Source organism: Aliicoccus persicus, from assembly GCF_900110815.1.
GTDB lineage: Bacteria > Bacillota > Bacilli > Staphylococcales > Salinicoccaceae > Aliicoccus > Aliicoccus persicus.
This window is the reverse complement of record NZ_FOIT01000003.1, coordinates 254906-280677: the sequence shown is the minus strand read 5'-3', so window position 1 is coordinate 280677 and position 25772 is coordinate 254906. Positions and strand designations below refer to the sequence as shown.

At 42.1% G+C, this 25772-nt stretch carries 20 protein-coding genes; 5 read left to right on the top strand and 15 right to left on the bottom strand.

Annotated elements, in window-relative coordinates; all coding sequences use genetic code 11:
• Nucleotides 1-2 precede the first annotated feature (2 nt).
• Genes purN through purE form a run of 8 tightly spaced genes read right to left on the bottom strand, consistent with a single transcriptional unit; the run spans nt 3 to nt 7691 of the window.
• Complete coding sequence (purN, locus tag BMW30_RS06705; RefSeq protein ID WP_091475109.1) at nt 3-587, bottom strand: phosphoribosylglycinamide formyltransferase; 585 nt, start codon at nt 585-587, stop codon at nt 3-5.
• Entirely contained in the window at nt 577-1599 is a 1023-nt protein-coding gene (purM, locus tag BMW30_RS06700; protein WP_091475107.1) for a phosphoribosylformylglycinamidine cyclo-ligase, read from the bottom strand. Before purM ends, purN begins: the two co-directional genes overlap by 11 nt.
• 3 nt (nt 1600-1602) lie before the next feature.
• Nucleotides 1603-3024, bottom strand: coding sequence for an amidophosphoribosyltransferase (purF, locus tag BMW30_RS06695; protein ID WP_091475105.1), 1422 nt, complete (start codon nt 3022-3024; stop codon nt 1603-1605).
• Complete coding sequence (gene purL, locus BMW30_RS06690; RefSeq protein WP_091475103.1) at nt 3003-5180, bottom strand: phosphoribosylformylglycinamidine synthase subunit PurL; 2178 nt, start codon at nt 5178-5180, stop codon at nt 3003-3005. Before purL ends, purF begins: the two co-directional genes overlap by 22 nt.
• Nucleotides 5180-5830 (bottom strand): phosphoribosylformylglycinamidine synthase subunit PurQ, encoded by a 651-nt coding sequence (gene purQ, locus BMW30_RS06685; protein ID WP_091475101.1) that lies wholly within the window; start codon nt 5828-5830, stop codon nt 5180-5182. The genes purL and purQ overlap by 1 nt, the downstream gene beginning before the upstream one ends.
• Nucleotides 5830-6081, bottom strand: a complete 252-nt coding sequence (gene purS / locus BMW30_RS06680; RefSeq protein WP_091475099.1) for a phosphoribosylformylglycinamidine synthase subunit PurS — start codon at nt 6079-6081, stop codon at nt 5830-5832. The genes purQ and purS overlap by 1 nt, the downstream gene beginning before the upstream one ends.
• Before the next feature lie 25 nt (nt 6082-6106).
• Nucleotides 6107-7222: a 5-(carboxyamino)imidazole ribonucleotide synthase gene (purK, locus tag BMW30_RS06675; protein WP_091475097.1), complete on the bottom strand. Its 1116-nt coding sequence runs from the start codon at nt 7220-7222 to the stop codon at nt 6107-6109.
• Nucleotides 7209-7691, bottom strand: a complete 483-nt coding sequence (gene purE, locus BMW30_RS06670; RefSeq protein ID WP_091475095.1) for a 5-(carboxyamino)imidazole ribonucleotide mutase — start codon at nt 7689-7691, stop codon at nt 7209-7211. The genes purK and purE overlap by 14 nt, the downstream gene beginning before the upstream one ends.
• A gap of 180 nt (nt 7692-7871) precedes the next feature.
• Between purE and folD the strand changes: the two genes are divergently transcribed.
• The 3 genes from folD (at nt 7872) to BMW30_RS06655 (ending at nt 11050) form a co-directional block, all read left to right on the top strand.
• Nucleotides 7872-8723, top strand: coding sequence for a bifunctional methylenetetrahydrofolate dehydrogenase/methenyltetrahydrofolate cyclohydrolase FolD (gene folD, locus BMW30_RS06665; RefSeq protein ID WP_091475093.1), 852 nt, complete (start codon nt 7872-7874; stop codon nt 8721-8723).
• A 982-nt stretch (nt 8724-9705) separates the two neighbouring features.
• Nucleotides 9706-9906 carry a hypothetical protein gene (locus BMW30_RS06660; RefSeq protein WP_091475091.1) on the top strand — a complete coding sequence of 67 codons (201 nt, stop codon included), beginning with the start codon at nt 9706-9708 and terminating at the stop codon, nt 9904-9906.
• Nucleotides 9907-10297: 391 nt separating this feature from the next.
• The gene (locus BMW30_RS06655; RefSeq protein ID WP_091475089.1) at nt 10298-11050 is read left to right on the top strand and encodes an immunoglobulin-like domain-containing protein; all 753 of its coding nucleotides are present in this window, start codon (nt 10298-10300) and stop codon (nt 11048-11050) included.
• A 129-nt stretch (nt 11051-11179) separates the two neighbouring features.
• Here BMW30_RS06655 and BMW30_RS06650 read toward each other — a convergent pair whose 3' ends face one another.
• The 4 genes from BMW30_RS06650 to BMW30_RS06635 form a co-directional block, all read right to left on the bottom strand.
• Nucleotides 11180-12370 (bottom strand): amidohydrolase, encoded by a 1191-nt coding sequence (locus BMW30_RS06650; protein WP_091475087.1) that lies wholly within the window; start codon nt 12368-12370, stop codon nt 11180-11182.
• Between the two features lie 116 nt (nt 12371-12486).
• A complete protein-coding gene (locus BMW30_RS06645) occupies nt 12487-13896 on the bottom strand; it encodes a protein adenylyltransferase SelO (protein ID WP_091475085.1) in 1410 nt (469 codons plus the stop codon).
• A 75-nt stretch (nt 13897-13971) separates the two neighbouring features.
• Nucleotides 13972-15588, bottom strand: coding sequence for a CAP domain-containing protein (locus BMW30_RS06640; RefSeq protein ID WP_091475084.1), 1617 nt, complete (start codon nt 15586-15588; stop codon nt 13972-13974).
• Nucleotides 15589-15624: 36 nt separating this feature from the next.
• Entirely contained in the window at nt 15625-17109 is a 1485-nt protein-coding gene (locus BMW30_RS06635; RefSeq protein ID WP_091475082.1) for a polysaccharide deacetylase family protein, read from the bottom strand.
• A gap of 309 nt (nt 17110-17418) precedes the next feature.
• Here BMW30_RS06635 and BMW30_RS10590 point away from each other — a divergent pair, with 309 nt between their 5' ends.
• Complete coding sequence (locus tag BMW30_RS10590) at nt 17419-18294, top strand: hypothetical protein (protein WP_180366246.1); 876 nt, start codon at nt 17419-17421, stop codon at nt 18292-18294.
• A gap of 590 nt (nt 18295-18884) precedes the next feature.
• Here BMW30_RS10590 and BMW30_RS06620 read toward each other — a convergent pair.
• From BMW30_RS06620 to BMW30_RS06610, 3 genes are read right to left on the bottom strand one after another with little or no spacing between them, the layout of a single operon-like run.
• The gene (locus tag BMW30_RS06620) at nt 18885-19514 is read right to left on the bottom strand and encodes an AAA family ATPase (protein WP_091475077.1); all 630 of its coding nucleotides are present in this window, start codon (nt 19512-19514) and stop codon (nt 18885-18887) included.
• Between the two features lie 12 nt (nt 19515-19526).
• Nucleotides 19527-20042 carry a hypothetical protein gene (locus tag BMW30_RS06615; protein ID WP_091475076.1) on the bottom strand — a complete coding sequence of 172 codons (516 nt, stop codon included), beginning with the start codon at nt 20040-20042 and terminating at the stop codon, nt 19527-19529.
• Nucleotides 20043-20075: 33 nt separating this feature from the next.
• Nucleotides 20076-21272, bottom strand: coding sequence for a glycosyltransferase family 4 protein (locus BMW30_RS06610; protein WP_091475074.1), 1197 nt, complete (start codon nt 21270-21272; stop codon nt 20076-20078).
• A 201-nt stretch (nt 21273-21473) separates the two neighbouring features.
• On the opposite strand from BMW30_RS06610, the gene BMW30_RS06605 reads away from it, so the two are divergent.
• A complete protein-coding gene (locus BMW30_RS06605) occupies nt 21474-25598 on the top strand; it encodes an N-acetylmuramoyl-L-alanine amidase (protein ID WP_180366245.1) in 4125 nt (1374 codons plus the stop codon).
• Nucleotides 25599-25772 lie beyond the last annotated feature (174 nt).

Sequence of the window (25772 nt, the reverse complement as noted above, 5' to 3'; positions counted from 1 at the left end):
ATTTACCTCCTTTTTTGGATTAATCGATGGATGACTTTCGGATAAAGTTCATGTTCTAATTCATGAATTTTTCGCTTAAATGATTCTAATGTTTCATCATCATCGACATAGACAATTTCCTGTTCAATAATTTCACCCGTATCAATACCTTCATCGATATAGTGAATCGTCACACCACTTACTCTGACGCCATAGTTAAACGCATCTTCGATTGCGCTTGGTCCTTTGAATGCTGGCAAGAGTGAAGGGTGGATGTTGATCACGCGCTTGTTATAGCGCTTGACGAATTCTGAAGTTAGAATACGCATGTATCCTGCGAGTGCAATGTAATCAAACGGAATTGTTTCAAGATAACTTTTAATCTTCTCTTCATTACGTGCTTTCGTTTCATCCATTTGACGCATGACGACATAGTACGGTATATCTAATTTTTTTGCGGCTTCGATGGCAGGTGCTTCTGGATTATCGACGATCAGTGCAATGACTCGATAGTTGAACTTCTTGCTCTGTTTAACGAGGTTGACGAAATTCGACCCTCGTCCACTCGCGAAAACCAATACTTTTGCCGGCCGTTCTTTAGATGCCATTAATTTCGACTCCTTTAGTGTCCGTTACTGTTCCAATAACGACAGGGTCCTCCCCTGCTAATTTTAAGGCATCGATTGCAGTCTCTTGATTGTTTGATGACACGACGACGATGAAACCGATACCCATGTTAAATACATTATACGCTTCTTTTTTATCAATTTCTCCTATGTTTATTAACCAATTGATAATTTTTGGAATGCGTACATTTGAGACATCGAGTTTAACACCGAAGTGTTCAGGTATGGCTCTTGGGATATTCTCATAAAATCCACCGCCAGTAATATGACTCATCGCTTTTATACTCACTTCTTCTTTTAATGCTTTGATGGCTCTGACATATATTTTAGTCGGCTCTAGTAAATGTTCAATGAGCGTTTTATCTTCTAGTCGTTCATTTAAGTCTGTGTTGTTATCGTTTAAAATTTTGCGCACGAGTGAATAACCGTTTGAATGCACACCACTTGAATGGAGACCGATGATGACGTCGCCCGCTTCTGTTGCGCGACCATCTATGTATTGATCCTTTTCAACTGCACCGACAGCAAACCCAGCAATATCATATTCGTTCTCACCGTACATCTCACCCATCTCAGCTGTCTCGCCACCGATGAGTGCACATTCTGACTGTACACAACCGTCCGCAACACCTTTCACGATCTGTTCCACATGTTCTGGCACGACTTTGTTCAGTGCTAAGTAGTCAAGAAAATATAGTGGCTCAGCACCAGTTGTAATGATGTCGTTAACACACATCGCAACTGCATCGACACCAATCGTGCCATGGATGTTTGCGTCGATCGCTAGCTTTAATTTCGTTCCGACACCATCTGTACCAGACACGAGTACAGGTGCTTTCATATTGAGCTGTGATAAGTCAAATGCGCCACCAAAACCACCGAGTGGGTTCATCACTTCTTTACGCATCGTTTTTTGTACATGCGACTTCATGCGTTCGACCGCTTCATAACCCGCCTCGATATCGACGCCCGCCTGTTTGTATTGTTCACTCATTCGTTACACGCCTTTCGTTTTCAGATCTTTTTGTTGAGGTAATAAGTTATCAATAATTTCGATTGGATAGTTACCTGTAAAGCATGCCGCACATTCTCCACGTGAACCAAATGAACGGTACACATCATGCATATCTTCCACTTCCATATATGTCAGCGTATCCGCACCGATCTCTTCACAAATTTCTGAAATACTTTTTTGTGATGCAATGATCTCAGCATGTGTCGATACGTCTACACCGTAGAAACACGGATGAATCAGCGGGGGTGATGCGACACCCATATGCACTTCGAGTGCGCCGGCATCTCTCAATGCTTTCACAATATATTTACTCGTCGTGCCGCGCACGATTGAATCATCGATGACGATGACGCGCTTGCCTTCGACAATATCTTTCACCGTTGAAAGTTTCATGCGCACTTTACGCTCGCGTGCCTCTTGCCCTTTATCGATAAACGTACGACCGACATAGCGATTTTTAATCAATCCTTGTTCTTGAGGGATATGAAGTACTTCTGCAACACCGTTTGCTGCAGCAAGTGATGAATCTGGTACACCGATGACGATATCCGCTTCGATGTGGCCAAGCGATTCTGCGAGCTTACGACCGAGTGCCTTTCTAATGCGGTATGTTGAGTGTCCACGGAAGTTAGAATCCGCGCGTGCAAAGTAGATGTATTCCATTGAACACATATTCGGATTATCGATATCAGAATAGCGATCAAACTCAATACCATCGTCATTGATCGTAATGAGTTCACCTGGTTCAACGTCTCTAATGTAGTTTGCACCGATTGCATCGAATGCACATGTTTCACTTGCAACACAGTAACATCCATCGAGCTCGCCGAGCATGAGCGGACGCACACCATGGTCATCCATCGCGACTGTCAGTGCGTGTTCTTGCATCACTAAATAAGAGAACGCGCCCTTCACTTGTTTAAGTGCTGATTTTACGCGTTCTTTATGTGTGCTTTGTTTACTTCGACGAATTAAGTGTGCCAATATTTCAGCATCACTCGTCGTTTGGAATATTGCACCATCGTCTTCCAATGCTGCACGGACGTTCAGTGCGTTGACTAAGTTCCCGTTGTGACAAATACCTAAATCCCCGCGAGATGATTTAAATAGAAACGGTTGGACGTTAGAAAGTTCACTGCTCCCTTTTGCTGCATATCGGACATGTCCAATTGCATGTGGGAATCCTTTTAACGATAGTAATTGTTCATTTGACAATGCGTTCGTCAGCAGGCCCGTACCGCGTGCCCCAAACAAATAATCATTGTTTGAGCACACGATACCTGCACCTTCTTGTCCACGATGTTGCATTGAATGTAGAGCGATATAAGTTAATTCACTTGCTCGCTCATGTCCCCATATACCGAAGACACCACATTCTTCATTTATTCCGCGGATGTCATCCATTGTGGAATAGCTCCTTCCCAAAGCGCTTGTGTCGCTTTGACTGTTTGTTCTATCGTTACCGTATTCGTCGTTAACTTAAAAGTATCTGCTGTTAACTCGCCCACTTCTACTGCATCTTTAATGTCTAAACCTTTTGGTGCGATGACGATGTAGCGTGACGATGTTTCACTAAATAATAGCTGACCATCGAAATCAAATGTCGCTTCTATCCCGATGTTATGCTGGCTTGCAAGTTGCGCAAGCTTAATTGCGATACCACCACGACCGATTGGTGAGAGCATTGTAATTTCACGGTTGATGAATCGTTCTCTTAAATCCATGCCACGTGCGAATTCTACATCAAGGTCGATATGGCGCGTTGTGTGTTTGATCTCTTTATCGATTAATTTTTCGATTTGTGAGCCGGCAAAGTCCATTCCTGTCTCACCGATGATGTATACGGCATCGCCAGGTTTAATGTCACGATCTGCCAATGTATTTACATCTTCGATTAATCCCACCATGCCGATTGTTGGCGTCGGTAAAATCGATGACGTTTCAGTCTCGTTATACAGCGACACGTTACCTGAAACAACCGGTGTATTTAATACACGGCTCGCCTCTGCCATACCGCGTGTTGACAGTTCGAGTTGCGTATACACTTCACCTTTTTCAGGGCTGCCGTAGTTTAGGCAGTCTGTCATAGCGAGTGGTAATGCACCCGTTGAAATAATCGTACGGAATGTTGCAGCGATAACTTCTTTACCACCGTTGTAAGGATCCGCATAAACGTATCGGCTCTTACCATCAACTGCCATCGCAACCGCTTTGTTTGTACCTTCAACGCGTACGACACCAGGACCGAATCCAGATTTTTGTACTGTATTCGCACCGGCTTGACTATCGAGTTGCTGATAGATTGATGATTTGTCACCGAGTGTGGGGTGGTTCAGTAACTGTTCAAATACTGCATTTAAGTCTTCGTTGTTGTAGTCGTATGTGTGTTCAACCATTTCAATTTCAGTACCTTCTAACACGTATACCGGTGCTTCCGATAAAGATTCAACAGGAATCTCAGCATAGACCTCATCCTCATACTTGATCAAGTACGTATCCCCTTCTGTCACTTCGCCGATGACTGCAGCATCGAGTTCAAAGCGTTTGAATGCATCTAAAAACTTCTGTTCTGTACCGTCTTCAACGACGAGTAACATACGCTCTTGTGTTTCAGATAACATCATTTCATATGGTGAGATACCTGCTTCTCGTACCGGTACTTTTTCTAAGTTTAGAACAATCCCACTCTCGCCTTTAGCTGCCATCTCAGAACTGCTTGATGTCAGTCCTGCTGCACCCATGTCTTGAATACCAACAAGTTCTGGTTGATCGATTGCCCAAAGCGTCGCTTCCATCAACTTCTTACCTGTGAATGGATCACCCATTTGTACAGTCGGACGCTTCGACTCTGAATCTTCTGAGAATCCTTCTGATGCAAACGTCGCAGCATGGATACCATCACGTCCTGTTTTTAAACCGAGGTAAATCACTTTGTTACCGACACCTTTTGCCGTCCCTTTTTGCATTTTATCGTGTGTCATCAGTCCGACACACATTGCGTTTACAAGTGGATTTCCATTATATGATGGATCAAATTCTACTTCGCCAGAGACAGCTGCTGCGCCAATAGTATTACCGTAGCCAGCAAGACCAGACACAACACCTTTTAACAGATGTTGATTATTTGGATTGTCGAGTTCACCGAAACGGAGTGAATTTAATACACCGATCGGACGCGCACCAATCGACATGATGTCACGAATCACACCGCCGACGCCCGTTGCTGCACCTTCATATGGCTCAACAGCTGACGGGTGATTATGCGATTCAATTTTAAACACGACCGCTTGGTTATCGCCGATGTCTACCACACCCGCCCCTTCACCAGGTCCCATCAACACTTGCTCGCCATCTGTTGGGAACTGCTTTAAGAATGGTTTTGAATGTTTATATGAACAGTGTTCACTCCACATAACAGAAAAGATCCCCGTCTCCGTCCAGTTCGGATCGCGTCCTAAAATTTGTTGAACTTGTTCGTATTCAGACTCTGTTAAGCCCATATCAAGATACATTTTTTGTTCTTTAATTTCCTGTGGTGTTGCCTCTGTTAAACGCATCATTACTGTTGCCCCCAATTCGCAATATTTTTAAATAGTTGTAATCCGTCGTCTGAACCGAGAATTTTATCTGTGGCACGTTCAGGATGTGGCATCAAACCAAGCACATTGCCCGCTTCGTTCGTGATACCAGCAATATCAAGTGCCGAACCGTTCGGGTTATTGGTGTAAGTGAAGATGATTTGATTGTTTTCTTCGAGCTGATTTAATGTTTCTTCAGATGCCATATATTGACCCACAGCATGTGCGATTGGGAATGCGACTGTTTGATTGAGTTGTTGTGTGAATGGTGAGTTGCTGTTTGAAACTGTGATTGATTCATTTCTATTAATAAACTTCACGTTTTTGTTTTGTGCGAGGCTGCCTGGTAACAGACCGATTTCAGTTAAGATTTGGAAACCGTTTTGAATACCGACAACCGGCTTGTTGTCCGCTGCGGCTTGTTTGATCGCTGGAACGATCGGAGCGACAGCTGCGATCGCACCCGGGCGTAAGTAGTTGCCGAAGCTTGCACCACTCGGGATTAAAACCCCGTCGTAAGTGTCGAGTGACGTCTCGCGGTAGTCGACATGTGCTGCGTCAATGCCAGCGAGTCTTGCTGCATTTAATACATCACTGCTCGATCCTGGAAATTGAATGACTGCAACTTTCATTATTTTTCCTCCAATACACGGTACGTATACGTTTCAATATTTACATTCGTAAATAATTTTTCACTTAAAGATTTCACTGTCTCTTCGATTTTCGCTTCATCTGTTTCGTCAATCGTGAAGTTTAAAACCTTACCCACTTCAATGTTATCGACTTCTGTATGTCCGAGACTATGTACGGCACGTGTTAACGCCTCACCTTGTGTATCTAAAACTGGCTCTAATAATGTCACTTTCAATTCAATCTTTTTCATAATCAATATTCCCTCCAGGAGTTTTTTAATAGTTGTCTGTTGCTGATTTAAAGAATGGGCGTAATTCGTGTAGTGAACGAGAAATATCTTGCGTTAAAACTGTCACGTGCCCCATCTTACGCTCGGGCTTGTTCTCAGTTTTCCCATAGACATGGACATGCCAATTATCTTGGTTATATAAATTCTCACCAATGTTCGTGAGATCTTTACCGAGTAGATTCATCATGAGTGCCGGTGTGCGCAGTTCAATCTCAGGCAATTTTTTTCCGAGTACTGCGCGTATATGAATATCAAATTGTGAGTAGTTACATGACTCGATTGAATGATGTGCAGAGTTATGTGGACGCGGTGCAATTTCATTCACATACAAATTGTCATTTTGGTCTATGAAAAATTCAATCGTAAACACGCCGACAAAGTGCAATGCTTCCATTATCTTTTCGGCTTCAATTGATGCTTGTTCTTGATAGTTGAAACGGGATGGTACAGTTGTACGGTACAAAATCTGATCGATGTGCAAATTCTCTTGCAACGGGAAGAACACCGTCTGCCCCTTCGTGTTGCGTCCAACTGTGAGCGAAACTTCCGCTTTTAAATCGATATATTTTTCGACGATAAAGTCCGCGTCATCGAATGGGATATTTACGGATTGTAATGCTTCTTCGCTGTCGATAAAGTACTGCCCTTTTCCGTCATATCCACCAGAGTCCGTCTTAACGATGACTGGATAGTCGTGTGTGCTGGCAAATGATTCGATGTCTTTGTTTGATTGAACGGATTCGTACGGAACGACCGTTGCGCCTGAATTTTTAATTGCGGCTTTTTCTGCCGTGCGGTTTTGCAACGTTAGAACCGTCTCTGCACCTTGCGGAATATGATAGTGCGCTGTTAAATGATTCAGTATTTCACCATCGATGTTTTCGAATTCATAAGTGATGACATCTGACTGTTCACATAATTCAATAAGTGCATCTTTGTCTGAAAACGGCTCTTGAATGAATGTGTGTGACACAGAACGCGCTGGTGCATCTGCTGATGGATCAAGCGTTGCTACTCTGAATCCCATCTGCTGTGCGCTCATCGCTAACATCTTTCCGAGCTGACCACCGCCGATAATTCCAATTGTTTTAATTGAGCTCATCTTGCATACCTCGCACTTTATCTACGAGAGAATCTGCGTAGTCATTTAATTTTGCGTAAATTTCTTTGTCGTGCACTGCGATCATGCGCGCGGCTAAGATCCCAGCATTTTTTGCACCAGCTTTACCAATTGCTGTCGTCGCCACTGGAATACCACCTGGCATCTGTGCAATCGATAAGAGTGAGTCCATACCTTTTAAAGCTTTCGATTCAATCGGTACACCGATGACCGGCACGTTTGTCAGTGATGCAACCATCCCCGGCAAGTGTGCAGCACCGCCTGCTCCAGCGATGATAATATCGATACCATTCTGTTTCGCGGATTGTGCATAATCGTACATTTCAGTTGGTGTACGGTGTGCGCTGACGACTTTCTTTTCATATTGGATGTTAAAAGTGTCCAACATCTCGCACGCCTCACGCATCGTTTCCCAATCTGAAGACGACCCCATAATCACGCCGACTCTCATAAATATGACCTCATTTCCAATGTAATCTGTGCTATAATTTTCATATACAGTCTATCATTAATATTTTAAAAACGCGAACTTTTTTTATGTATTTTTCCCTAATGTTTGTGTTTACGAATGTTTAGGGTGATTCAGCATGCTTATTGTTCGTGAATTTTATCTAAAAATGGAGGATTTTACATGACAGCACAATTATTAAATGGTAAGGAAATCGCAAAGGACTACCGCGCGGGCTTGCAAGCGGAAGTTGAAAAACTAAAAGAGAACGGCATGACGCCAAACTTAACAGTCGTTATCGTCGGTGATGACGGTGCGTCTTTAAGCTACGTGCGTTCAAAAAACAAAGCAGCAGAGAAAATCGGCATGACAAGTGACATTGTTCATTTGGATGGCGATACGTCTGAAGCAGATTTGTTGGCAGAGATCGAACGTTTGAACAACGATGAAAAAGTACATGGTATTTTAGTGCAAGTACCACTGCCTAAGCAAATTTCTGAAGATAAAGTGCTTGAGGCAATCGCGCCAGAAAAAGATGTCGATGGGTTCAGCCCAGTGAACATCGGCCGTTTGTATACAGGCCAACGTACGTTTAAGCCATGTACACCACTTGGGATCATGGAATTGTTGAAGCATACGGGATCTTTAGAAGGAAAAACTGTTGCAGTGATTGGACGCTCACACATCGTCGGCCAACCCGTTGCGAAGTTGTTGACGAATGAGAACGCAACTGTGACATTGATGCACTCACGCACAAAGAATATGGTTGATCAATTAAAGAACTTCGATGTTGTTGTCAGTGCAGTTGGTAAACCAGGATTGATTACAGGCGACGACTTAAAAGAAGGCGCGATTGTAATTGATGTAGGTAACACAGTTGTTGACGGTAAGTTAGTTGGAGACGTCGATTTCGAATCCGCTGAGAAAGTTGCAAGCTGGATCACACCCGTACCAGGTGGCGTTGGCCCATTAACAATTACAATGGTGTTGAACAACACATTGCTCGCTGCGAAATGGAATAATGGATTGGAATAGGAATTGATTTGGTTTTGACGGCCGCACCACTTGTTGAGTGGTGTGGCTTTTTGTTTTGATTTGGTTTCGATTGGTTTGGTTGATTTTGGGGTGCTTTTTGCATTGATTGAGGTGATTCTAGGTGGCCGTGCTCACTCACGACGAAAAAGTCGTCCGAGTGCGCACGGATTTTGGTTTCGTGCTCACTCGAGCCTGAAAATCGTTGTGAGTGCGCACGGATTTTAGTTTCGTGCGCACTCGAGCCAGAAAACCGGTGTGAGTAAACACGGTTCCAGGTTTCATGCTTACTCGAGCCTGAAATTCGTCGTGAGTAAGCACGGTTCCAGGTTTCATGCTTACTCGAGCCTGAAAATCATCGTGAGTAAGCACGGTTTCAGGTTTCATGCTTACTCGACCCCGAAATTCATCGTGAGTAAGCACGAGATAAATTTCCTCATAGAATTTTTCGGTCGTCTGCCAATTCATATAGAAAATATGGCTTGAATTGGCAGGGTTGAATAATCTCAAATATATTTAGGTCTAGAAATAGATCACACTACTTTACCTGCTACTTCGAGCTCAAAAATTGCATTGAAGTAGCAGCTTTTTGATTTACCTGCTACTTCGAGCTCAAAAATTGCTTTGAAGTAGCAGCTTTTTGATTTGCCTGCTACTTCAAGCCCTAAAAATGTTGTGAAGTAGCAGTCTGAGATTTTTCACAAACAATTCGGACTGGGAAAAAGAATTAATCATCATTAATAGCTAACTCAGAACAAAAATCGCCCTTGAGTTAGCGACTATTTAGATTTTTCGCTAACTCGGGCTCGAAAAAAGACTTGGGTTAGCGATATTCCACATTTTTCGCTACTTCAAGCCCCTAAACCACCACCGAACTAGCGACCAGCAACCAACTAAATTATCATACTCAGGTATGATAATGCAAGTAAATGTTTAAATATAATATAAAGGGGTATTTATTCACTAAAGAGAGGTGATTGTCATGATGAACAAAGAACGAGAATTCCATGACCTTGCACACGAAGTGAAAGATGAATCTTCAGCGATGTATAATACGAAAGCTGATTCACAAGATTATGTCAATGAAGAGCAACACAATATAAGCAACGAACAATTCAATAAACTTCGAGAAGAAATGTTAACTAAAGGTCACGATATCATCAACAACAGAGTCGGCAAGCACTAGTTTTAAAATTTTAGAAAACCTTAATTTCGGAAGATTTTTAAGAACTTTAATTTAATTTGTAAACGAGCTAGACTTCAATTTGATTTGTGAAATTTGAATGTGTATCAAGAAGAATTTGTACCAATTTGAATTAGAATAATTATTTGAAGCTTGCTTACTCGAAATGTTGTTGATTTTATTATATAGCCTCAACCATTCATGCCAAATGGTTGGGGTTTTTCTCTGGGATAAAACCCGTTCAAACGGCGACTGGTTTTTATCTTCTTAAATAATCAACATATTTTACCAATTACTAGTAAGATGTTTCTGCTTGTGTTTAAAATATGATAAAATATAATACTATAATAGAAGTATTGAAATTAGACTTATAGAAAAATTTTTGAGGTGGAACATGAGCGCGGATATTATTATTAAAGCATTAGTCGCATTATTACCATTATCGCCGGCGACGAGTGATGAGATTGAAACACACTTAGAAGCTGAGCATATGACGACAAACATTTATGCAGATTATGAAGGACCTACAATGGAAGAAGAAATTGAATCGGTAGATACGCCTTACCCGATCATTAAAAACGTTGGCGCATTCAACGTAGAGGTTGGCGATGAGTTCGATGAGCTCGAGGGAGTGTATGCCGTTGATTCGAATGACGGTGACGTCACCGATAGCATTACAATAACTGATGGATCGGTTGATACATCATCGCCAGGTACGTATTACCTAACTTACCGAGCAGAAGCGAGCAATGGTGGTTGGTACAACATCACGAGAACGGTGACCGTGTCCGATCAACCGACGGATGAGTATCCAATGATACCGCCGACCGAAGCAGAGCTGAGCGGTGAAGTTGCGAGTGACGAAGATGGTACCGAAGATGGCGACGGTGAATTGCTGAGTCAAGACGCGACTGGAAATATTGAGTTTGTCGGTGTCGATGATGAGACAATAAACGTAGGCCAAGAGTTTGATCTGTTTGAAGGCGTTGAAGTTTACGATGCCGAAGGTAACCAGATTCCAAACAACTTAGTATACACAACAGGAACCGTGAACAACGAAGAGCCTGGCGACTACACAATCGGTTATTCTGCATTCGATGAAGATGGCGAAGTTGCGGCAGTGGCCAGAGTCATAACGGTTCAGTAGATTTGATATTGAAAATAAGAGCGGCGTGTAACCTAGTTTTGGTTACATGCCGCTCTTTGTTTGGTTTATTGAGTTTTGGAGAGCTCTCGTAAACTTGTCGGGCCACAACTTGACGCAATTCAGAATGACTTACGCTTCTAACCTCGATAACACCACATCACCCAATCCTTTAGCACAGATCAACAATGCATCTTCATTAATCTCAAACTTTGGATGGTGGTTCGGATAAGGATCTTCCATTCCAACTGGTCGAGCACCCACATTGATGAACGTACCTGGTGTTTTCAATAAATAATAAGAGAAATCCTCAGACCCACTGCCAGGTGCTCCATCGACGACTTCTGTCAGATAGTTTCCAACACCGCCTTCTAAAATGCGTTTCACTTCCGCTGCTTCTTCCGGATGGTTGTAAACCACTGGATAATCATACACATAATCAAGCGTGCACGTCACATCGAAGGATTCCTCAATCCCTCGACACATCGCTTCCATGCGCTCGCGAATAAATTCTTTATTTTCTTCTTCCAAGTAACGCGTCGTTCCACGCAAAGTCACTTTGTCTTGGATTACATTATAGCCACCTGGCGCATCAAAGGCAGTAACAGACACAACAGTCGAGTCCATCGGACTCATGTTTCGTGACACAATCGTCTGTACTTGCGTGACAAAATACGATCCCGCCATCAGCGCATCACGCGTCTTGTTTGGCACTGCACCATGACCGCCTTTTCCTTGAATCGTTAAATCAAAGTTTGAACGACCGGCCATCGCATTTCCTGAAACAATTTTAATGACGCCAGTATCAAACGTTGGAAAGATGTGCATACCGTAAACTTCGTCTAAATCATCCAGAATGCCTGATTCTACAATTGATTTCGCACCGCCCGGTGGCACTTCTTCAGCATGTTGGTGAATCAGTTTGATCGTCCCGCGCCACTCATCTTTTAACTCAATCAATGCTTCACCGAGCGTTAACAGATAAGCCGTATGGCCATCGTGGCCACACGCATGCATGACGCCTTCATTTTTCGATTTAAATTCAACATCTGCCTCTTCCACGATCGGCAACGCATCGAAATCCGCACGAAGTCCAATCGTCTTTCCTTCACCGTTACCCTTGATCTCAACGATGATTCCGTATCCGTTACCAACATTCGTCGTAACTTTTACATCTTTATCCTGATAAAAATCTGCGATGAACTGAGCTGTATTCTTTTCTTCAAAAGAGAGCTCTGGGTTTTCGTGCAAGTGACGACGGATTTCAATCATGCGTTGTTCTTTATCTTCAAGCAATTGAAACAATTTTTCTTTTACAGACATTGTTGTAACCTCACTTTTTAAATTTTATGTTACTTTAAGCGTATTCCTAATTGCACGTATTTTCAATTTTAATCCCGTTCAAAAACAAAAAAGGACGGCACAATCGCCATCCTCTATTAAGTGCCACAATACGTCATATGACCCATCTCGACGTGACGTTCAGGGCGCGTCATGAAATATTCGTTGTGATCCGGATTAAACGGGTCGCGCACCGCAGCTAACAACTCGTTATACAAATCATAGTCGTCATGCTTCCACGCATTAAACAACGCTTCCTCAACGATATGATTTCTCGGAATCACATACGGATTCGCAGCATTCATTAAATCTTGCGCATTCTCCTCACCCGAAACTCGTTCTTTATACGTTTCAATCCACGTTTCACTTAATCCACTAAGTTCATCAAACTTACCTTCAGTCAGCGCAGTAAACGTCGACGTATAGTCCATCTCTGCTTCAATCATCATCCCAAGCATATCGATAATCAGCTCTTTGTCGTGTTCGTCGATTGAACTAAATCCTAACTTCTGCCCCATCAAATCAAACCAATATGCATTGTACAGATGTGCATATTCAGCCAAAATTTCTTCAAGTCGACCAGTCACGACTTCTTCATCCAACCCTGTTTCCACCGTAATCAACTCGATAAAAGTTTCCGCAAAACGCGTTAAATTCCATTGCATAATACTCGGCTGGTTCCCAAATTGATAGCGACCATTCGTATCAATCGAGCTAAATACTGTCTCCGGATGATACGTATCTAAAAAAGCACACGGACCATAATCAATCGTCTCACCCGCAATCTGTACGTTATCCGAGTTCATGACACCGTGGATAAAGCCCACCGCTTGCCACTTCGCAACGAGAGATGCTTGACGATCGACAACGGCTGATATGAAGTCAAAATATTTTTCGGGACAATCTTCTATTTCCGGATAATGTCGATTAATTGTGTAATCTGCAAACTTCTTCAAGTTGCCTTCACCACTTCGCACCGCATATTCAAAAGAGCCGATGCGAATGTGACTGGATGCAACACGAGTTAAGACACCCGCTGGTTTTATCTCTTCACGAATGATTTTCGAAGGCGTTTCAACAATCGCTAAACTACGCGTCGTTGGAATATTTAAATGATGCATCGCTTCAGATATTAAAAATTCACGCAGTGCTGCATCAAGTGGCAGCTTACCATCACCAACTTTAGAAAACGCAGTGCGACCAGAACCTTTTAATTGAATGTCAAAGCGTTCCTCGTCGACAACATGCTCACCGAGTAACATTGCACGCCCATCACCGAGCATCGTGAATGTGCCAAATTGATGACCCGCATAAGGCAGCGCAACCATCGCCGCACCATCGACAATCGTATTACCGACAAGAACCTCTGGGTTTTTATCTTGGATATTTAGTTGGGATGCGAGTGCGTCATTGAACATGACAAGTTTCGGATCCTTAGTTGGTACGACTTTTTCTTTAGAATAAAAATCGTCACCGAGTGATAATATCGTGTTATTAAAATTGAACATTTATTTCACCTCAAAAAAAGAATGATGACCATTTAGATAGTCATCATTCATGTTTACATTATATTAAGTCTAGCATTATTTTCTTCTGAAGAATAATAAGAATGCTCCAAGCCCAGCAAGTACGAGTGCAATCGCACCGTAACCGACATAAGCAAGACCCGTTGCAGGTAATAAGTTGTTGTCGTCATCACCTTGAATCGTACCTTCGACCGCTTCTTCAGAATCATCTTCTTCTACTGTTTCATCTGAGTCAGCGTCACCGTCTGTATCTGTACCTTCGTCAGTATCTGTGTCGGCATCTGAGTCTGCATCAGCATCGGCATCTGCATCAGCGTCTGCATCAGCATCGGCGTCAGCGTCGGCATCTGCGTCGGCATCAGCATCGGCATCTGCATCAGCGTCGGCATCAGCGTCTGCGTCAGCATCAGCGTCTGCATCGGCGTCTGCGTCGGCATCTGCGTCTGCATCGGCATCTGCGTCTGCGTCAGCGTCAGCGTCTGACTCATCACCGATTACGCCACCTGTATCATCTTCTGTACCATCCGCATCGGAATCGGCATCTGCGTCAGCGTCAGCATCTGCATCAGCGTCTGCGTCGGCATCAGCATCTGCATCAGCGTCTGCGTCGGCATCAGCATCTGCATCGGCATCTGCATCAGCTTCTAAATCTTCATCGATAACTTCATCAGTACCTTCATCGACGCCACCAGTACCGTCTTCTCCGCTAGTCTCATCTTGACTGCCATCATCGATCACGCCACCTGTTTCGTCCTCTTCTTCAACACCACCAGTACCATCATCTACACCAGTCTCGTCTTGACCGCCGTCTTCAACGCCGCCAGTACCATCGTCAACGCCGTCTTCTACGCCACCAGTGCCATCATCTACACCAGTTTCGTCTTGACCACCATCTTCTTCAGCTAATGGATCTTCAGTGAATAAGTGAGTGAATACGACATAGTTTGTATCTCCAACAGAAAAGCTGTATGCACCGATACCCACTTCTGTGTTTTCTGGGTCCATTATTTCGTTATAGTGTGTTTCACTTTCTTCCCAGAAGCCCATCGCGTCCATTTCTAATCCTTCTAAACCATATACGTCACGGAATTCATTATGACCTGAAGAGTAAGCAATGTTCTCTGCTAAGTTCGTATACGGGTTTACTTCTCCAGTGAAGTATTGGATTTGTTCATTCACTGAACCGTATCCTGGTTTGTTGTGGTCGAAATAGTTATTCACTGTCATATCGACTGACTTCATGTAAGCAACTTTAGAAAGTTCAGGATTAAGTGAAACAGGAGATAATCCTTCTGCTGCTCTTAATTCATTAATTCTATCAAGTTGATTGCTTTGGAAATCAATTGTCGTATCTAAACGTGCTTGAGGAACATATTCAGTCACTGAATTAAGATTGATATCCACATGTGACTCTGTCCCATATTGTATAACATCACGACTCAAATCAAAGCGTAATTCTGCGCCTTGCGGATTGTTTGGCATCGCTTCGTCTTCTACTTCTTCTGTAGCACCAGCATCTTCAGTATTTTCTACATCATCCACTTGGTCTTCAACTTGCTCGTCATTGTTCTCTACATCTTGTCCATCTTCTTGTGCATTGACATCACCAACAAACATTGAGGCAACGAGTGTTCCACTCAATATTGAAAGCAATGAAGCTCTTTTAAGGTTCATAAATAATTCTCCCTTGGTTATATTAATCGTTAAATTTTAGTATTGAGTAAATGAACTGACTTCTTCTCTATATTCATACAATTCAGAGACTGTCACGAATTCAAATTGGTCTTTATCCAAATTGTTCATCAAGTTTACTACAGCTTGCGGCGTTGCGTCCACTATATCATGCATTAGGATCACTGAGCCATCACCTACATTCGTCATCACATTGTTGTAAATCAGGTTCGTATTGCGAGACTGCCAATCGAGCGTATCGATATTCCAAAGTACTTCCTGAATGCCTGCAGTGTCTCTTACAAACTGGTTCGTATCACCATAAGGTGGTCGGAACAGCATCGCCCAAGTGCCTGTCGCATCTTGAATCAATTCTTGTGTATAGCCAATTTGATACTGTAAGTTTTCCTCACTTAGCGTTGTCAACTGTGGGTGATTATACGAATGGTTCGCTATTTCATGGCCGTCATCGACAATACGCTTAGCAATTTCAGGGTATGCTTCTACCATTGATCCCAATACAAAAAATGTCGCCTTCACATCATGTTCTGCTAACGTATCGAGAATGTTCTCTGTCGTGCCTGGCGCCGGACCATCATCAAACGTTAAGGCGATAAGCTGTTTGTCTTCGTCAATATCATCTCTCACCTGATAAAAAGCGTCGTAATCACTTGGTGTAAGTGAGCCAGCAAATGCACCTGTCAGTTTCCATTCATCCGCAACGTCACCTAAAATTTCCTGACACTTCTCGGTCATCAAATGCGAAACGTTAGCATAATCTACAAGTACTTTTGGTGTGCCGACATCCATGCCACCGACCTCAAGCGTATTGAATTGAAACACGAGACCTTCTTCCGTCGGATACACTTTATCGATTGCATTATCTGAACGAATCATCGTGCGCTCGAGTGAAGACTCATTTAAATGCACAGGATTTTCATTCTTAAGTTCTTGCAAGACATAATGATGATAAAGTTCACGCGCTTCAACAGAATCGTCAAAAATATCCTCAAATTCTAACAGTTCATCATTATATTCAATGAACGTTTGGAAAAATGTACGATCCGCATTCGTATTTTTTAGTTCTGCCGTCTGTGTATATACTATCAATTCATCGTTTAACGTTTCTTTTTCAAAACCAATCTCGAGCTCACTTAAGTCTTTTTGTCCTTCGACAATTGAACGTTTGAAACGACGTTCGAGACTGTCCAGTTCACTCTCAATTTGAGTTGTCACATCACTAGAGTCTGAATGAGGGATTTCTACATTAATTATGTAATCTTCAGTTTCTTCAACGATTGAGACATAATCCGTCCCATCTTCTTTAGTTCTCACTGTTTCATGACGTGCTGCTATTTCTTCAGTTTTTGGTTGGCTTTGAATGTTGTTTTCACCTGCTGAAAATTCACTGGCTACATTCTTCGAACCATTCAGTTCTGACACCGCATCATCTTCGTCACTGTTGCATCCAGACAATATTACGGATGCTGCAAAAGCGAGTGACAGCACTACGATTTTCTTCATGTAACAACCCTTCCAATCTTTTAAGCTATTAACATACTACTATGAAATTAGTAGAAAATAAAGTTAAACCCGAACAAGGAAGGGAAATATTACACATTTTCTTGGGTTGTCTGCGTGTTGTTTTGATATGAGACGTTTTTAAAAATGCAAAGTGATCTAATAGAAGACTGATTTGCTTAACTTGTATTTCGATTTCAAACTGCGTTGCCATGGTCTTTATCGGTATCTTTATTGTTTATAAATTTAAAATAAGTTATGATAAAAGAACTTATGTACATGGATATGAGTTTTTAGAAAGTGGGAAACAACGTGAAATCTTTTAATAAAATTTTTAGTCTTATATTTATAATTTCTATTCTATTTGTAGGCGTGCAGTTTACAGTGTTTGCGCAGGCTGATGGTGGCGATAATGGGGACCAAGTTGAGCCGGAACCGACACCGGAGCCGGAGCCAGAACCTACTCCAGACCCTGAGCCGGAACCAGAGCCGGAACCGGAGCCAACACCAGAGCCAACACCAGACCCGACGCCGGATCCAACGCCGGATCCTACACCAGAACCAACACCGAATCCACAGCCGGAGCCTGATCCGGAACCTGAAGTAGAAGAAGAGCCAGAAGTTGAGGAAACACCAGTTGTTGAAGAAACGCCCGTAGTCAACGAGCGCATGCTCTATTTATATCAACGTATGGGCAGTTTAACAGGCACGACAGTTAGAGATGGTCGTCCATCTGAAGCACAACTCACTCGAATCAGCCATTCAATTGCAGAAGCCGAAGAAGCTGAGCGATTAGCTGAGGAAGAGGCTGAAGCTGAACGACTTGCGCAAGAAGAGGCAGAACGTGAAGCTGAGGAAGAAGCTGCTGCAGAGGAAGAAGAAACGACTGAAGAAGAGGAAACCGAGGAAGTTGAAGTTGAGGAAGAGCCTGAAGTTGAAGAAGAAACTGAAGTTGAGGAAGAGCCTGAGGTAGAAGAAGAAACTGAAGTTGAGGAAGAGCCTGAGGTTGAGGAATCGACAGAAGAATCTGATTCCGCTGAGGACACAGAGGAAGTTGAACCTATCGATGAAATCCTTCCATCTTCAACGAGTGGATATCGCCCATTCATCTACATTACAATCGGGACATTCGCATTACTCGGAATACTTGCATTTGCATACTTAATGATTCGAAACAGACCAAACTAAAAATTTATAAAGCATGTGGAGACAATTATTTGTACTCTGTATGCTTTTTTTGTGGGAGAAATATGGATTAATAGGATTTTTATCAGTTAATTAGAGTTGTCGTTACTCTGTGGATTCACAGGGTGACGCAATCGCCTCTCTCATAAACTTGAGAAACCACAGCTTTACGCAAGCGACTCTATCATAAACTTGAGAAACCACAGCTTTACGCAATCGACTCTCTCATAAACTTGAAAAACCACAGCTTTACGAAAACTCCTCTCTCATAAACTTGAGAAACCACAGCTTTACGCAATCGCCTCTCTCATAAACTTGAGAAAACACAGCTTTACGCAAGCGACTCTATCATAAACTTGAGAAACCACAGCTTTACGCAATCGACTCTCTCATAAACTTGAAAAACCACAGCTTTACGAAAACTCCTCTCTCATAAACTTGAAAAACCACAGCTTTACGCAAACGCCTCTCTCATAAACTTGAGAGCTCACAGCTTTATGATAACCAACCCAAACATCCACACAAACAAAAAAATCACCCCGACCGTTGAGGATAAAAGCTCAACACCCGAGGTGATTCTCAAGATACTTATTCTATTTCCCTCTTAACACACCGAGGTTTCTTAAATTAAATCCACGATACTCGTCGACCAGTTGCTTCAGTTCACTGCCTTTATTTTTCTTCGCATCAACAACTGGTATAACTGCATCTGCTAAGTTAAAGATATTCCCATACTTCAAAAATGTCTTGTGATTCGGACCGACCAACAAAATAACGTCATAGTACTCGCGAATTGGCACGAGTCGTTCTTTCAAATCTGAAGATAACATCAAATTGATAAATTCTCGATCATCGTATTCTTCAATCACCGTGAAATCCAGTCCAGAATATTGAGTTTTGAAAATTGCTTCACTCAAGTAATCTTCTGAATCCAAGACTTCAATAAATTCTTTCTTTTCTTCTGGTGCTGTGAAATATGACTCAATAAACTCACTCGTCTGATAGTCCAAGTTCAAAATCAAGACTGACTTTTTATTGGATTGCAACAACTTCGCCAAGTGCACGGCTGCTTTCGCAACTTTTTCTCGTGACGCCACTGAAGTCATCAACACTATTTCCACATTATTTTTTTCTACTGCATTTTGTATTACGAGAGAGGCATTAAACAGATCAACGATTGTTTGTTCATTCAGCTCTCTAACTGCTGGATTTTCATTCGCCATTGTTGTCCCCTCCTAAAATGTACCTATAATTTTTTCATTCGTATACGCTTCGATATCTTCTTCCGTTCGCAAGTTCGAACGATTCAACGCAAGTGCCAGTCCAACGATTAACCCGAGCACACTCATTGCAGCAATGACGATGAACTTCGTTAAATAACCACCATTAAAAAACACTGCTATGCCTTGTCCATCTGTGAACTGTACAGATTCATCAAGCAGTAAACGCTGCACATCATTGCGGATCGAACTGATCTCGCTATTTTGAACTTCATGCATTAATAGTTGTACGTATTCTGTGTCCCCATATTGCACAACTTCAACTGCTTTGTGTCCATGTTCTTGGTTCACGGTGTCATTCAGCTCAATGTTTACATTCGCAATCGCTTCAAGTTCTAAACCTTCCACTTCATAATACTCTTCATACGAGTACGAATGGCTTGGCACTAATATATTGAACACCACAGCTAAGACTGCAAACAATAACATCCATATTAAAATATTCAATAAATTTCTCTTTAAAAAATACATATATGTACTCCTTATACAAATTCTTTAAATCAATTATACATTATCTAGAGCATCCCTCGATAAAAATCTATTCAGTTTGTAAATATTTTTTGACCACAGGAATTCATCATTCAATAATCGTTGCATATTTTCACGATACTTGAGCTCTTCCTTCGGATTATCATGTATGTGCTGGATTGCATCGACGATGTCTTCTGCACTGCCCGCTTCAATGGCAACACCAGCATCATATTCCTTAAGCAGTGCATTCGCATAGCCGCCGATGTTCGAGACGACTACCGTATTACAACCGATGCCATCAACAATTTTCCCAGGCAATACATTCATAAACACATCATCTGTTTTCAACAAGCTCAACTGTACATTATGCTGTTTAATCTGCTCGAGCGCTTCGGCACGACTGCATTCATCATACATCGTCACATGCTTAAAATTTTGCATTTTGATGTAATCACGAAACGCATGCGCATTGACACCATACCCGATGACATTGAAAGTAATTTTCGCTTTCTCAAGCAAATTCGCAACATCGATCAACTGTTCCAAACTTTGAGCAAATCCAATGTTCCCGGTATAGAGCACTTTGAACTCATCGCCTTTTACAATCGCCTCAGTCTCTTGATCTGTCAGACCATTCGGGAGGTAGAAGATCGGCGTGCGCGGCGAAAATGATTCGATATGTTTTCTAAAACCCTCATTGTTAATGACGATTTTATCTGCCAATCGATACATTTTACCCTCTAAATATTTCAAGAAACCATAGATCCAACTGATGTTAATCTTATCGATTTTACTTACGCTATCCGGCCATAAGTCTCGAATCTCTAGCACACGGGTGATGCCGGTTTTTTTCTTTTGAAAAAACAGCGTGACCCATGCTAAAAAGATGTTCGGGCTTGTGACATACACGACATCATATTTCTTCTGTTTTTTCATGAGAAATACGCGAACTTTCAAGCTTAGCTCGACGTAATACAAGAGGCGCATAAACATCGATTTGCTCTGCTTTTTCAGCTTCATCGGTATGCGCAGAATATCACTGCTATCATTGATTTCTGGTTCATTCCAATATTTCTTGTCGTTGTACATCTTTTGATTCGGATATGTCGGTGTTGTCGTCAAAACATCGACATCATGGATTTTTGATAGCTGCGTATATAAATTTTTTATTCGGTTTGCACCAGAGCCAATTTCTGGATAAAAGTTCTGGGAAATCACTAAAATCTTCATAATTTTTAACATTCTCTTCTGTGTAATTAATACACTAAAGTATACGATAAACCACTATTTTTTCCAAATGTTCTTTACAAACGTTGAGCTTTATTACATTAGTATTACATTTTATTTATAAAACAGATATTTTGATGCATTAAAGCCGTGTTGTCGCTATACTTGCTTAGAGAAAATTTTATTTGGAGGGTCGTTTCCATGATGCAAAAAGGTAAATTTATAGTTCCGACTATTTTATCGACAACTGCGTTGTTAACTATTCATAACACAGCAAACGCGGATGAGTACGATATAAATGATGAAGCGGATGAGAATATTCAAAACATCGGTGATGATGTAGTCGAAACGGTCGAGACAACAGAAGAGGTAGTTTCTGAAGAAGTTGTAGAAGAAGATTTGATTCAAGCGAGCGATGTCATAGAGATTGTTGAAGAAGACAGCGATGCTCAATTTGATACATACATAGAAGAAGAATCGGCTGAAGTAGTGACAGAAGAAGTCGCTGAAGAAACAGAAACAGTCGATAACTTAGAACCAGTAGACGTAGATCTACTCGGAGATGATGTCACAATTGAAGAGTACGAAGCACCAGCTGAAGACGTCGAAGAAGTACCAGCAACTGAACCAGCAGACGTAGTCGCTGAAGACGATGTTGTATTAGAAACTGAAATGGACGTAGTCGCTGAAGACGATACTGAATTAGATACTCAAGAAGACGTTGTCGCTGAAGACGATGCTGAATTAGATACTGAAGAAGACGTTGTCGCTGAAGACGATACTGATGTGGAAACGGAAGAAGACGTTGTCGCTGAAGACGACACTGAATTAGATATTGAAGAAGGTGTTGTCGCTGAAGACGATGCTGATGTGGAAACGGAAGAAGATGTTGTCGCTGAAGACGATACTGATGTGGAAACTGAAGAAGATATCGTTGCTGAAGAAGTTTCAGAAGAAGAGGTTCCGCTATCTGAAGAAGAATTAGCTGCAATCGAATCTGCGATTGAAAACTTAACGGATGAAGAAAAAGCATTAATCCTTGAAGAAGATGCTGAAACACTTGAAGTAGATGAAGCGTTCTACCAAGATGTTGCTGCAATGTTAAGTGCGCATGACCAAGAATTAGCGGATGAAATTTACACTTGGGGTAAAAGCGAAACGACAACACTTTCAAACGCTATTTCTGATATCAACCGCTACATCGATCGTAACGGATTTAACGCGCCAGCAGTGACTTACGACCATATCGCACACTTACCTGAGTATGCGTATCAAGATGGTAAAGGTAAGCCTGACGGAATCGTTATCCATGATGTGGGTAATCCAGATTCAACGATCCATGATGAAATTTCATACATGTCACGCAACTGGCAAAATGCATTCGTTCACGCATTCGTCGATAAAGATCACATTATCGAAATTGCGGACACGGATAACTTAGCGTGGGGTGCGGGTCGTTACTCAAACCAACGCCACATCCAAATTGAATTAGTGCATCACGACAATGCACACGACTTTGCGAAATCCATCAACAACTATGCGGATTATGTCGCAAACCTACTATACAAATATAAATTACCTGCAACTGATGCAGATAGTTCAAATGGTGACGGTTCAATCTGGTCACACGAAGGCGTTTCACATATCTTAGGTGGAACAGCTTCACCAGACCCACACCAATACTTTGAAAAATTCGGTTACTCTTACGATGAATTCGTTGGATTAATCGGTGGTAAATACGACGACCTTTATCATTCTCGTGTAAATCCTTCACTCAACTTACCAGTTGAAGAAGGTACGACAAACCAGAACATTACGGTGAACAGTAATAATCGTGGTGTTTACGGCTCAGTACAAGATGTAAGAACATCGAACGGTTCACAGTATGCTGGCCAATCGTTTAACGTAAAGCGTACAGCGGTTTATAACTACGACACATACTACTTGTTAGAAAACGCAAGTGGCACAATCGGTTGGATGCATGAGGACGATGTGACTGCAACAAGCAGTGCACCATCTCCTACGCCAACTCCGAAACCGACGCCGGATCCAAAACCGGATCCGAAACCGACAACACCGGATCCTGAACCTGAAACTTCTCCAGTCGTTAACACTGGTGTTGAATCAGTTGATGCGACTCCAGTTCAAGTGCTCGACGGTTCAGTTGAAATTTACGCAAGTGTGTATTCCTCTGCAGCAAATGGTGTAAAAGCGACACCACATGTTGGTAAGACACTTTACACAACAGATACAATTACACGTAACAACGTGAAATACTTCGGTGTTTCAACAAGTGCGAATGGTCCAAGCATCGGTTGGGTAAAAGCAGATGAACTGAAAAATGTAAACGTAAAACCTGCTCCGACACCGCCTAAAGTTGAAAAACCTTCAACGGGCCATAAAGATGAAGTTGTTCTTAAAAATAGCGCGAGAATTTTATCGAGTGTGTTTAACCAAAACAACTACCACTCTCCAGATGCATTTGGTAAAGATAACTTATTCGCTAGCGAATCATATACACATGATTCAGTAAAATACTTTGGTGTTTCTAAATCAGTGAATGGTGCGCGTTTAGGTTGGGTGAAAGCAAGCGACCTTGCATTCATCAATGCGGGTAACACGGCGGCGCCAACGCCGAAGCCAGATCCAAAACCGGATCCAAAACCGACACCGACACCACCAGTACAAACGCCACAAGTGAAAGATCAAGTGACGTTCAACAATGGTGCAAAAGTATTATCAACTGTATTCAACCAATCGAAATCATTGGATGGTAGTGCATTCGGTAAAGACGATATTTATGTAACTGAAACTTATACGCACAACAATGTTAAATACTATGGTGTTTCTAAATCAGTAAATGGTGCACGTTTAGGTTGGGTGAAAGCAAGCGACTTATCAGTTGCGAACAAAGCAAACACACCAAAACCTGAAGCAACTCGTCCGGAAGAGACTACACCGGAAGTGTCAACACCAGCACCGACAAAACCAGTGAATCGCCCGAACACAAACGTATCTCGCGTGAATCCTGAATCCGTTAAGTTCAATGCAAACAACGTGAGATTATACTCTAGCGTTTACTCTGGTGCATCAATTTCAGCGAATCCATTCGCTTCAAGCAACTTGTTTGCAACAGAAACTGTAACATTTGATAACGTGAAATACTTCGGTGTTTCTCGTACACAGAACGGTGCACGTTTAGGTTGGGTACGTGAGCAAGATTTACGCTTTGAGCCACCTACACCATCTAAACCAGTAATTCCGACAACACCGACTACACCAGATGCTGGAAATGAATCTCCTGCACTTGGTTCAAACGCAGTACGTGTTGGCGATGATGTAAACATCTACTACAGCGTATTTTCAGATGGTGCGATCTCAAGTCGCCCATTCTCGAACTCAATGTTGTACACAGGTGAAACTTACAAACATAACAACGTAAATTACTATAGTGTTTCTAAAAAACAAAATGGACCACGCTTAGGTTGGGTACGCGAAAACGACCTCCGCTTCGTATCGGTTGGCGTTGGTGGCGATATTTCAGCACCCGCACCAGTTCGACCAGAAGCACCAAAAGATAAAGTAGAATTTATCGATGATGTATCAATCATCTCAGATAAAAATATCAACTTCTCATTACAAGATATGTTAGATAAGCAAGTGGCTTTATCTTATAAACCACAGTACAACTTAGGTACATCTTGGAGAGACGCCTCAGCTGAAGAAGTTGTGAAGTTCTTAGATCCAGAGTATTACAACACAGAAGAATTAAAATATGCATTTTTAGATTTAGCTAAGGCTCAAGATATTGACCCTGAAATCTTGAATGAAAGATTACTTCAGAATCAAGGGGTTTTATCGAACCAAGGCGAAGCATTCTCACAAGCGGCTAAACAGTATGGTGTGAACGAGATTTACTTAATTTCACATGCGTTCCTTGAAACAGGTCATGGTACAAGTCGATTATCAAGCGGTGTTAAACTCGACTCGAGTGGTAACTTAAGCGAGGAAGGTACAGCTTACTACAACATGTTCGGCATCGGTGCAGTTGACAACAACGCTTTAATGGGTGGCGCGCAACGTGCACAAAACATGGGCTGGGATACACCAGAAAAAGCAATTGTTGGTGGCGCGCAGTTTATAGCTAGAAATTACTTAGAACGCGGTCAAAACACACTTTATTCTATGCGTTGGAATCCAGAAAATCCAGGTACGCACCAGTACGCAACGGATATTACTTGGACAGAGCATAATGCGAAGTCGATGAATAGATACTACGAGCAACTTGGCTTAGATGGAAAATACTATTCTAGATACAACTTGAGATAATTGAATGATATTCTGAACCACCACCCTCACGGGTGGTGGTTTTTTTGTTGGTTTTTGTTGGTTGGGTTTTTGCATAAATTTGTGAAGCCACAACTTTATGGTAGGAGCTCTAATGTAAACTTGTGAAGCCACAACTTTATGGTAGGAGCTCTAGTGTAAACTTGTGAAGCCACA